Source organism: Skermanella sp., from assembly GCF_059503625.1.
This window is the reverse complement of the sequence record NZ_JCACHA010000810.1, coordinates 1-9,145: the sequence shown is the minus strand read 5'-3', so window position 1 is coordinate 9,145 and position 9,145 is coordinate 1. Positions and strand designations below refer to the sequence as shown.

The 9,145-nt window shown below is 66.4% G+C and carries 9 protein-coding genes; 1 reads left to right on the top strand and 8 read right to left on the bottom strand.

Going from position 1 to position 9,145, the window contains the following annotated elements:
* From AC5JJ6_RS28850 to argH, 4 genes are all read right to left on the bottom strand, one after another.
* The coding region (locus AC5JJ6_RS28850) for a TIGR02302 family protein (RefSeq protein ID WP_496045362.1) at positions 1-2,277 on the bottom strand (2,277 nt) is incomplete at its 3' end.
* Between the two features lie 59 nt (positions 2,278-2,336).
* A complete protein-coding gene (lysA, locus tag AC5JJ6_RS28845; protein ID WP_496045361.1) occupies positions 2,337-3,608 on the bottom strand; it encodes a diaminopimelate decarboxylase in 1,272 nt (423 codons plus the stop codon).
* Positions 3,605-3,829: a hypothetical protein gene (locus AC5JJ6_RS28840; protein WP_496045360.1), complete on the bottom strand. Its 225-nt coding sequence runs from the start codon at positions 3,827-3,829 to the stop codon at positions 3,605-3,607. The genes lysA and AC5JJ6_RS28840 overlap by 4 nt, the downstream gene beginning before the upstream one ends.
* The gene (gene argH / locus AC5JJ6_RS28835) at positions 3,826-5,268 is read right to left on the bottom strand and encodes an argininosuccinate lyase (protein ID WP_496045359.1); all 1,443 of its coding nucleotides are present in this window, start codon (positions 5,266-5,268) and stop codon (positions 3,826-3,828) included. The genes AC5JJ6_RS28840 and argH overlap by 4 nt, the downstream gene beginning before the upstream one ends.
* A 64-nt stretch (positions 5,269-5,332) precedes the next feature.
* Between argH and AC5JJ6_RS28830 the strand changes: the two genes are divergently transcribed.
* Positions 5,333-5,932 carry a TlpA disulfide reductase family protein gene (locus AC5JJ6_RS28830; protein ID WP_496045358.1) on the top strand — a complete coding sequence of 200 codons (600 nt, stop codon included), beginning with the start codon at positions 5,333-5,335 and terminating at the stop codon, positions 5,930-5,932.
* Positions 5,933-5,962: 30 nt separating this feature from the next.
* Here the strand turns inward: AC5JJ6_RS28830 and AC5JJ6_RS28825 are convergent, their stop codons facing one another.
* The 4 genes from AC5JJ6_RS28825 to AC5JJ6_RS28810 all read right to left on the bottom strand — a co-directional run bounded on the left by AC5JJ6_RS28825 (position 5,963) and on the right by AC5JJ6_RS28810 (position 9,021).
* Entirely contained in the window at positions 5,963-6,307 is a 345-nt protein-coding gene (locus AC5JJ6_RS28825) for a DUF3140 domain-containing protein (protein WP_496045357.1), read from the bottom strand.
* A 115-nt stretch (positions 6,308-6,422) separates the two neighbouring features.
* The gene (locus AC5JJ6_RS28820) at positions 6,423-7,295 is read right to left on the bottom strand and encodes a 3-hydroxybutyryl-CoA dehydrogenase (protein WP_496045356.1); all 873 of its coding nucleotides are present in this window, start codon (positions 7,293-7,295) and stop codon (positions 6,423-6,425) included.
* Positions 7,296-7,328: 33 nt separating this feature from the next.
* Positions 7,329-8,270: an electron transfer flavoprotein subunit alpha/FixB family protein gene (locus AC5JJ6_RS28815; RefSeq protein ID WP_496045355.1), complete on the bottom strand. Its 942-nt coding sequence runs from the start codon at positions 8,268-8,270 to the stop codon at positions 7,329-7,331.
* 1 nt (position 8,271) lies between these two features.
* Positions 8,272-9,021, bottom strand: a complete 750-nt coding sequence (locus tag AC5JJ6_RS28810; protein WP_496045354.1) for an electron transfer flavoprotein subunit beta/FixA family protein — start codon at positions 9,019-9,021, stop codon at positions 8,272-8,274.
* Between the last annotated feature and the right edge of the window lie 124 nt (positions 9,022-9,145).

Genomic DNA, 9,145 nt, shown 5'->3' with positions numbered 1-9,145 from the left:
ACCGGGCTGACCCTGCTGAAGCGCCTGTCCGGCCTCCCTCATGGCACGTTCCGCACGACCGAGCGGGCGGGGGATCTCGCCGCCCATCTCCCCGAGCTGACGCATGACCTCGCCTAGTTCCCGCCGCAGCGCTTCCTGCTGGGCGGCGCTGGACGAGCCCTGTCCCTGCTGGCCCTGCTGGCCCTTTCCCTGCTGCCCTTGTTGCCCACGCTGGCTCTGCTGCCCCTGTCCCTGCTGCCCGCGCTGGCGGCCGGGCATCTGGCCCTGCTGCCCGTGCTGACCTTGCTGCCCCTGTTGTCCCTGCTGTCCCTGTTGCCCTTGCTCGCCCTGCTGCGATTCGCGGAAGCTCTGGTCCAGCAACTCGCGCTGGCGCTGGGCCAGATCCTGCATCTTCTGCATCATCTGGCCGGCTTGATTCTGCTGGTTCTGCTGCATCTGGGCCATGTTGCCGTTGCGCAGGTTCTCCAGCATCTGCTGCAACTGGGAAAGCATCTGCTTGGCGGCGTCGCGGGACCCCGTCTCGGCCATCTGGCGCATCTGGTCCAGCATCTTCTGGATATCCTGCCGGTCCATCGTCTGGCCCATCATCTCCGGCGGGATCTGCGGCGGCTGTTCGCCGCGTTCCATGGCTTGGCGCATCTGCTCTTCCATGGCGTCCAGGAACTCGTTCAGCGCCTGCTGCAACTCGTCCATGAGCTTCTGGACTTCCTGGTCCGGTGCGTCGCGGTTAAGCGCGTCGGTCAGGCGCTGCTCGGCGTCTCGCAGGTTCCGTTCGGCCAGCGACAACTCGCCGTCCTCCACCCGAAGGGCGGTGTCCCACAGGAGCTTCTGAACCGCCGGCACGGCGTCCGGCGTTTCGTCCAGATACAGCCGCGCCACGGCGGAGCGGAGCGACAGGAACACGACGATGTCGTCATGGAACTGGTAGGGGCGGGCCGAGATGATGCCGAGACTGCGGGCCGCATCCTCGCGTCCGGCCTGGGGCCGGAGAGTCAGCTTCTTGCGTTCCTCGATGATGGCGCGGGCGACGGGATTCTGGAACTCCCGCTCCGGCAGGACGAGTGCCACGTCCTCGGACATCCCGGTCTGCCCGGCGCCGTCGGTCGCCGACAGGCGCAGCGTTACCGGCAAACCGGCCCAGGGATGCGGCGTCAAATCATGGAAGCTGGTGCTTCGCGCGGTCTTCGGGCGCACTCCGGGCAGCGGCAGCTGGAGTTCGACCGGCATCCTGTCGATGCCCGGCTCGGCGACATCGCCGCTGAGCCGGGCCGTGCCGGTGACCGCAACGATGCCGTAGTCGTCGCGGGCCTCGTATTCCAGCCGCAACGCGCCGCGCTCGCCAGCGGACGGCGGCGCCGGAAGGGCGATGATGGGAGCGGTGTCCGGAACCACGGTGACCGGCCAGGAACCCAGCGCCCTGCCGTTCTGCTCGACCGAGATCGTGCCTCCCCTGGTTACCGGCTGGGTGATCTGGTAGCTGACCTGATCCACCCGTTCGAAGGCGGACGACGTGCCGTTGGCCATGAGCGCCGGCGCTCCCGATCCGCCGCTGACACGGGCGAGCAGGACGCTTCCGGTCGGGATGGGGATCGCCTGGGGCGCTGCGGCAGGCTCGCCGTTCGCCGCAGCTTGCGCGGCCGGCGGGCCGCTACGCAGGAAGATGGGGGGGAGGCCGGTGTAGTCGGGCGGCGTCACCCAGACGTCGAGTACGGCGTCGACGGGCTGGGCGGAGCCGTCCAGGTGGGGCGTGAAGGCGGCCGCTATGCGGGGACCCCAGTCGCCCCTGGTGCCGAACGCCGCGACGAACAGGATGAGCCCGACGGCGGCGCGCAGAGCCCAGGGGTCGCGGGCCGCCAGGTTGGGATGCGGAAGCCGGACCTTGAGGTTCCGCATCCTTTGACGCGCCTGCTCTTGGTAGAGCTTCCACAGTTCGGCGGTCGCCGGATCGGAGCCGCCCGCCATGGTGTCGCGGACGGCAGCCAGCGGGCGGTGGGTCAGCCCGCTGTCGCGCTCCAGCCGGCGGAGCGCCGCGGCACCGTCGGGCAGCCGTATCCGCTTGATGCCGTACCGGAGGGCGGCGCCGAAGGCCGCGGCGAACAGGAGAAGCACCAGCGCGTGCAGCCAGCCGCCCAGTGACGGCAGCACGTTGAACAGGGCCAGGGCTATGAACACGCCCAGGATTCCGACCGCCGGCCAGAAAGCGGGCCAGATCTGTTCCCAGGCCAGTGCGCCGCGGGCCAGTCCCAATCTGAAGCGCGGCTCGTCGGTCCCGTTCATCCCGCTTCCCCTGTCATGTGCGGCCGGTGTGGCGTGTCAGGGAGCTTCAGGCAGCGCCCTTACTTGTCCAGCCACGCCGGCACCTGTTCCGCCGCCAGCATTTCCTCCACGGTGGGCCGTCGCCGGACGACCGCGTGGTCGGACCCCGAAACCAGAACTTCAGGGACCAGGGGCCGGGTGTTGTACGTCGACGACATCACCGCCCCGTACGCACCGGCCGACAGGAATGCCACCAGATCATCTTGGTCCAAATGTGGCAAGACCCGCTGCACCGCGAAGGTATCACCGGATTCGCACACCGGCCCGACCACGTCGATCCGGGTCCGGGGCGCGTCCTGGTCTTCCTCGGTCACAGGAAGGATAGTGTGCCATGCATCGTAAAGCGAGGGGCGGATAAGATCGTTCATCGCGGCATCGACGATCAGGAACTCCCGGTGGACGCCGGTCTTCCGGTAGATCACCTTCGACACCAGGATGCCGGCGTTGCCGACAAGGGCGCGACCCGGCTCCAGCGTCACGTGACAGCCAAGATTGCCGGTGATGCTTTTGACCATGCCGGCATAGGCATCGAGCGACGGCACGTCCTCGTCCCGGTACAGGATGCCGAGGCCGCCGCCGAGGTCGAGGCGCTGGATGTCGTGGCCGTCCTCGCGCAAGGCATGGACCAGTTCGACCACCCGCTCGAAGGCGGCGCGGAAGGGTTCCAGGCTGGTAAGCTGCGATCCGATATGGACCGCTACCGCGACGGGCTTGATGCCGGGGAGGGCGGCGGCGCGGGCATAGGTCTGGCGCGCGTGGTCGATGTCGATGCCGAACTTGTTCTCCTTCTTGCCGGTCGCGATCTTGGCATGCGTCTTGGCATCCACGTCGGGATTGACCCGGATCGCGATGGAAGCGGTCCGGTCTAGCGAGGATGCTACCTGGCTGAGGGCTTCCAGTTCGGGGATGGATTCGACGTTGAGCTGGAAGATGCCGGCTTCCAGGGCCGAGCGCATCTCTTCCCGCGTCTTGCCGACACCGGAAAACACGATCCGATCGGCCGGGATGCCGCCGGCCAGCGCCCGGCGCATTTCACCCTCCGACACCACGTCGGCGCCGGCGCCGAGCTTCGCCAGCGTGCGGATGACGGCAAGGTTGGAGTTGGCTTTCAGCGCGTAGCAGATACCGGTGTCGGAGCCTTCGAAAGCATCGGCGAAGGCGCGGTAGTTCGCCGCCAGCGCCGCCGTGGAATAGCAGTAGAACGGGGTGCCGACCGTCGCCGCCAGTTCAGGCAGAGCGACGCCTTCGGCATGCAGCACGCCGTTGCGGTATGTGAAATAGGGTGAGGTCATGGCGTGCCGGGTTGTGCCTGCGTTGCGGCGGGCGCCGTCGTTGCCGGCGGCGCCTGTCGTTGGGGTTGCGGATCGAGCGTTGGGTTGGGGTAGACGCCGGGAAAGCGGTCGGTGGCGCGGCCCTGGGGCGGCTCGACGAAACCGGGCTTCTTGCCGCAGCCGGCGAGGGCGACGGTCGCGAGAAGGGCGGCTGCAATGCGGAAGGTAAGGCTGGTGCTCACAGGAAGCGCTCCCGGGCTGAGGAAACCGCTGCGCGTACCGTCTCGGGCGCGGTCCCGCCGAAACTGGTCCGGCTGGCGACGGAGGCGTCGACGGTCAGCACGTCGAACACGGCCTGCGTGATTCGGGGCTCGACCGACTGTAGGTCGGCAAGGCTGAGTTCGGCCAGCTTGGCGTTGCGGTCCTCGGCCAGCTTGACGATGCGGCCGGTGACATGGTGCGCCTGCCGGAAGGGAAGGCCGAGAACCCGGACCAGCCAGTCGGCAAGATCGGTCGCGGTAATGAAGCCGGCTTCGGTCGCGGCGCGCATGCGGGCGGCGTCCGGCGTCAGGTCGCGGACCATGCCGGCCATGGCGGCGATGCAGAGGCCGAGCGTGTCGTCCGTCTCGAACACCGGCTCCTTGTCTTCCTGCATGTCTTTGGAATAGGCCAGCGGCAGGCCCTTCATGACGATCAGCAATCCGTTGAGCGAGCCGATCACCCGGCCCGACTTGGCGCGCACCAGTTCCGCCGCGTCGGGGTTCTTCTTCTGCGGCATGATCGAGCTGCCGGTGGTGAAGGCGTCGGTCAGGCGGATGAAGCGGAAGGCGTCGCTGCACCAGACCACGATTTCCTCGGCCAGCCGCGACAGGTGGACGGCGCAGATCGCGGCCGCGCCGAGGTATTCCAGCGCGAAGTCGCGGTCCGACACGGCGTCGAGCGAGTTGGCGGTCGGCCGGTCGAAGCCGAGAGCCTGCGCCACCGCATGGCGGTCGATCGGGAACGAGGTGCCGGCAAGGGCTGCTGATCCCAGCGGACATTCGTTCAGGCGGGCGCGGGCGTCGCGCATCCGGCCCCGGTCGCGGCCCAGCATTTCCACATAGGCCAGCAGATGGTGACCGAAGGTCACCGGCTGCGCCGTCTGGAGATGGGTGAAGCCGGGCATGACAGTGCCGGTATGCCGCTCGGCCAGATCGATCATGGCGGACTGGAGGTCGGTCAAGCCCGCTTCCAGCCGGTCCAGGGCATCGCGCACCCAAAGGCGGAAGTCGGTCGCCACCTGATCGTTCCGCGACCGCGCGGTGTGCAGCCGCCCAGCCGGCTCGCCGATCAGTTCGGCCAGCCTGGCTTCCACGTTCATGTGGATGTCTTCATGTTCGGTCTTGAAGGTGAAGCTGCCGGCGGCAATCTCCTCCGCTATGCGGTCGAGGCCCTCGACGATCTTGTCGGCGTCGGAGGCCTGGATGATTCCCTGCCGGGCGAGCATGGCGGCATGGGCCTTGGAGCCCGCGATGTCCTGGGCCGCCAGACGCTTGTCGAAGCCGATCGAGACGTTGATGCGTTCCATGATCGAGGACGGGCCGCTGGCGAAACGTCCGCCCCAGAGCTGGTTGGCGGCTCCCCGGTTCGAACCGGGGTTCGAATCGGCGCTGGTGGATTTGGGCGTGTCTTTTTCGGTCATGGGATGCAGTTTATTGGAGGCCAAGGGGAAGAGCGTGGGACGGGATATGAAAAAGGTGGTCAGTATGCGTAATTTCACCGCCGCCGCAATGCTCGGTATCGTCTGTGCGGCCGGATGGTGGTTCGCGTCGGACGCGGGGCAGGCCAATGCGGCCCGTCCGCCCATCGAGGGCAGCATGCAGAAGTTCAAACCGGCGGATGCGCCGCAACCGGCGCCTGCCCTGAGCTTCATCGGCAAGGACGGCGAACGGGTCGAGCTGGCCGACTTCAAGGGCAAGGTCGTGCTGCTGAACCTGTGGGCGACGTGGTGCGCGCCCTGCGTCAAGGAGATGCCGTCGCTCGACGCGCTCCAGGCGCGGCTGGGGGGAACCGGCTTCGAGGTCGTGGCCCTGTCGCTCGACCGGGGCGGCCGCACTGTGGTGGAGCCGTTCCTCGCCAAGTTGGGAGTCCGCAATCTCACGATGTACCTGGACCCGCAGAGCACCGCCATGAGCGCCTTCAAGCCGCGCGGACTGCCGACCACCATGCTGATCGACCGCGAAGGCTACGAGGTCGGCCGGCTGGAAGGCGATGCCGAGTGGAACAGCGATGAAGCCGTTAAGCTGCTTGAGCACTTCATCGACGGTGGCGTGCGTCCGCCCGCGATGATGAAGACGAGCGGGTGATCCGGCTGTACGGGGTGACCGGACTTTCGGTCATTTCTTCAGTGGATCGTGACCCCAGTTCATGAGGCTGTAGCGCCAGCGCGAGCTTTCGACGTCGTGGTTGGGACCCTGGGCACAGTGGCGGTGGACGTAGGCGGTCACCTTCCGCATATGGTGGTAATCGTCATCCGACAAGTCGCCCTTGCGCTTGTGCCCGATCTCGACGATCCGCCGTCCCGACTGGTGGCCGACCGATTCGTCCTCGCCGTCATGCGTCCAGCCGACGCCTTTGCTTTCGTCGGTATCGAGCCAGCGCTCGACCTCCTTCGGGGGCATGTTGACGGCGTCGCGGTACTCGTCCCAGATCTTCGCCTTCTCGTCGTCGCTGAACGACACGGGGGTTCTCCTGTCCAGTGGTGTTCCCGGACGGAAATAGATCCGCATCCGGCAAAAGCAAAAAGGGCTCGCCGTGGCGAGCCCTTTTCGATGCCGTTCGGCAATCCGGAGCGCGTCAGCGCGTCGGTACCGGAACCGGCTTGCTGTAGTCGTAGAAACCACGGCCTGCCTTGCGGCCGACCCAGCCGGCCTCGACGTATTTCACCAGCAGCGGGCAGGGACGGTACTTGCTGTCCGCCAGCCCGTCATACAGCACGTGCATGATCGCCAGACAGGTGTCCAGGCCGATGAAGTCCGCCAGCTCGAGCGGTCCCATCGGGTGATTAGCGCCCAGCTTCAGCGCGGTGTCGATCGCATCGACCGATCCGACGCCCTCGTAGAGGGTGTAGACGGCCTCGTTGATCATCGGCAGCAGGATGCGGTTGACGATGAAGGCCGGGAAGTCTTCCGCCACGGCGGCTTTCTTGCCCAGCTTGACCGTCAGCTCCTTGACCGTCGAGTAGGTTTCCTCGTCGGTCGCGATGCCGCGGATCAGCTCGACGAGCTGCATCACCGGCACCGGGTTCATGAAGTGCATGCCGATGAACTTGGCCGGCCGGTCGGTCACGGCGGCGAGCCGCGTGATCGAGATCGACGACGTGTTGCTGGCGATCAAGGCGGTCGGGCTCAAATGCGGAACCAGCCGCTTGAAGATCTCCCGCTTGGTCTCCTCGGCTTCCGTCGCCGCTTCGATGACGAGGTCGCTATCCCCAAACATCGCAAGGTCGGTGCCCGTGGTGATCCGTTCCAGGGCCGCGTGCTTGTCCTCGGCGGAAATCTTACCCTTGGAAACCTGGCGCTCCAGGTTCCGTTCGATATTGCTCACCGCCTTGGCCAGCGCATCGGCACTGATGTCGGACAGTTTGACGTCGTAGCCGGATACTGCGCAGACGTGAGCGATACCGCTCCCCATCTGCCCGGCCCCGATGACACCGATTTTCTGAATCATTGAAATTCCTTGCGGCGACGTTGGAGGAAGCGATTATCGCACCTTGTCCAGTTCCTCCGTCAGCTCGGGAATGACCTTGAACAGGTCACCCACGAGGCCGTAATCGGCGACCTGGAATATTGGCGCTTCCTCGTCTTTATTGATGGCCACAATGACCTTGGAGTCCTTCATCCCGGCCAGGTGCTGGATGGCGCCTGAGATGCCGACCGCGATGTAGAGCTCGGGAGCAACGATCTTTCCGGTCTGACCGACCTGATAATCGTTCGGCACATAGCCGGCATCCACCGCCGCGCGCGAGGCGCCGACGGCGGCACCCAGCTTGTCGGCGAGGGTTTCCAGCATGTGGAAGTTTTCACCGGACTGCATGCCCCGCCCACCGGAAACGATGGTGCGGGCGCTGGTCAGCTCCGGACGTTCCGACTTCGACAGTTCCTGCCCGACGAACTTGGATAGGCCCGCGTCGGCGCCGGCCGTGGCGGATTCGATCGCGGCGCTGCCGCCCTCGGCTGCAGCCGGATCGAACGCTGTGCCGCGAACGGTGATGATCTTGACCGGGTCCGAAGACTGGACGGTCGCGATGGCGTTGCCGGCGTAGATCGGCCGGTCGAAGGTGTCGGCGTCATGGACGGCGACGATCTCCGAGAGCTGCGCCACGTCCAGCAGGGCCGCCACGCGTGGCAACACGTTCTTGCCGAAGCTGGTCGCCGGCGCCAGCACGTGGCTGTAGCCCTTGGCCAGCTCGACGATCAGCGGCGCCACGTTCTCGGCCAGTCCATGGGCATACTGGGCGGCGTCGGCCGTCAGCACCTTGGACACGCCCGCGATCTTCGCGGCGGCCTGGGCGGCGGCCTGAACGTCGGAGCCGACGACCAGGACGTGAAGGTCGCCGCCCAATTTGGCGGCGGCGCCGACCGTGGTCAGGGTCGCGGGCTTGACGGCACCATCGGCGTGTTCGGCGATGACGAGGACGCTCATATCAGATCACCTTGGCTTCGTTCTTCAGCTTATCGACCAGTTCCTGCACCGTCTTGACCTTGATGCCGGCGGAGCGCTTGGGCGGCTCGGCGACCTTCAGGGTCTTCAGGCGAGGGGCGGGGTCGACGCCGAGATCGGCGGGCGACATGCTGTCGATCGGCTTCTTCTTCGCCTTCATGATGTTGGGCAGCGAAGCGTAGCGCGGCTCGTTGAGGCGCAGGTCGGTGGTGACGACGGCGGGCAGCTTCAGTTCGACCGTCTCGAGACCGCCGTCCACTTCGCGCGTCACCGTCACGGCATCGGCGCCGGGCACGACCTTGGAGGCGAAGGTGCCCTGCGACCAGCCCAGCAGGGCCGCGAGCATCTGGCCGGTCTGATTGGCATCGTCGTCGATCGCCTGCTTGCCCATGATGACGAGCTGCGGCTGTTCCTTGTCGACGATGGCCTTGAGCAGCTTGGCGACGGCCAGCGGCTGGAGTTCGGCGTCGGTCACGACGTGGATGGCGCGGTCGGCGCCCATGGCGAGCGCCGTGCGCAGGGTTTCCTGCGCGGCCTGCACGCCGAGGCTGACGGCGACCACTTCGGTAGCTGTCTTGGCTTCCTTCAGACGAACCGCTTCTTCGACAGCGATCTCGTCGAACGGGTTCATCGACATCTTAACGTTGGCAGTCTCGACTCCCGAGCCGTCCGCCTTGACGCGGATCTTCACGTTGTAGTCGACCACCCGCTTAACCGGGACGAGGACTTTCATTGCAAATCCTTAGCTAATCGGTGCGCGACAGTGGCGCATGCCCGCGACCGGGCATGACCGCAGCGCACAAAATACACCGCGAGCGGTGGCGAAACATAGGATTTGGCATCAACCGTGTCAATCT